We start from the raw sequence: 1658 nt of genomic DNA, 5'->3' as shown, positions 1-1658 counted from the left end.
TGGGTTCGTCGCGCCTGGCGGGGTCTTGCTCTTCAGCTGCGGTGGCCAGGAGAACGCGGGCGTTCTCGGCGTAGCGGATAGCGGTCTTGGGGTCGAGGCCGAACACTGCGGCGAGGTGGAGCGGGTCCGGGCCGTGTGTGAGGGCTTCCTCAAGCTGCCGATCAACGCGAAGGCGTTCGAGCGTCGCAGCCTGACCGCGGAGCTTCTTGGCGAAGTAGATCTTGGAGACCGGGCCGGTGCCGAGGGCACTCAGCTGATTGATCAGCAAGTGGGGATTGGCTGTGTTCGGCCAGCGGGTGCGCCGATAGTCGAGCCATTCGAGCAGGATCTGATGGGTGAACTCGTCGATGGGGCGGGTGCGGCCGGCGATGGTGAGCCGTCGGTTGCCGAGGTCGACATCATCGAGGAGTAAGGAGCGGATGGCGCCGGTGCGGGCGGCGTGAACGGCGGCGAGCATGAGCACGAGCCGGGCGGCCGGGGTGGTGGCGGCTTCGGTCGCCCGGTCGATGTCGTCCTGGTCGAGCCGCTGGACGAGGCCGTAAGGATGCTGGCCGATGCGGACGCCGCGGGTCGGGTTGCGGAAGATGCTGCGCCGTTTGCGGCAGAACGCGAACAGCGATCGGGCCGCAACCAGGAAGTTCGAGCGGTGAGATCCTTGCAGGCCGTTGAGGACCGCGGCGAGGTCCTCCCGGGTGACTTCCCGCAGGTGGTCGTATCGGTCTGACCAGTGCAGCAGCGTTGGGCGGAGCCGGTTCACCTGGATCCAGACCGACTTGATGTTGCGGGGCTTGATCCGCGGCGCGCCGCCGTGCAGCGCCCGCGCCCAGGCCTCGACGTCGTCTCGGATACCTGGAGTGAGTCCTTCGAGCTTGGCTTCCAGCCACCCGTCAAAGGCCGACGGCCGGTCATCGACGAACACCCCCATCTCCTGCAGCACCTCGACGGTCCGCTCGACGGTGAGGTCCAGCGCGCGCAGCGCGGGGAACACCTCCGAGTAGTAGATGACGTCGAGGGAGGTATGCCGGGACAACAAGATGATCAGGGCGCGCTGGACGGCGAATCGAACACCACGCCGCCACCCGCGCGCTTCGCCCCGCCGATAGGCGAGATAGAGCGCCCAGTTCAGCCATGGATTGGCGAGATCAGCATCGGTGCTCTCCTCGAACCGGGTGAAGTCCCGGCGTGCTTGGAACAGTCTGAGCTGGACCCATCGCTCGGCGGGCCGGACCGCGGGCGGCGGGGGCGGCTTGGGCCGTGATCGCCATCCCCGTTGATGGGCTGGGCTATCGGGACGGCGTCGTTTCATCCGGTCGAAGAACAGCTGCTGGAACGGCAGCCTTTCCCCCGACGCCAGGACCGAGACCGCGCCGCGGGGCAAACCGCCTGCGGCCTTCGACTCGAAGGCGGCCTGCTGCCAGCACAACCTGCAGTAACCCCGTTTCAGCGCGATCGTCCGGCTGCACCCGGCGCATTCGCCCTCGCTGCCCGGGTAACAGTGTCGAAGCACGTTGCAGGATGAGCATCGGCGAGCGCCGAAGACTCCCCAGGCCAGACAGTCCATGCAGCTCTGCGGACCACGCAAAACCCGTCGCGGCGGCATATCACGCAGGCGGCAGAGAACGACCATCCTTCCGCTTCGGAACCACAGGTGGGCCGCC

General features: G+C 67.5%; 1 protein-coding gene. It reads right to left on the bottom strand.

From position 1 onward, the window contains the following. A partial coding sequence (locus C4V41_RS62695) for a hypothetical protein (protein WP_160150811.1) occupies window positions 1-1423 on the bottom strand: 1423 nt, incomplete at its 3' end. Window positions 1424-1658: the final 235 nt, after the last annotated feature.

Source organism: Nonomuraea solani (assembly GCF_900108335.1).
Lineage (GTDB): Bacteria > Actinomycetota > Actinomycetes > Streptosporangiales > Streptosporangiaceae > Nonomuraea > Nonomuraea solani.
This window is presented reverse-complemented; position numbering and strand designations above follow the sequence as displayed.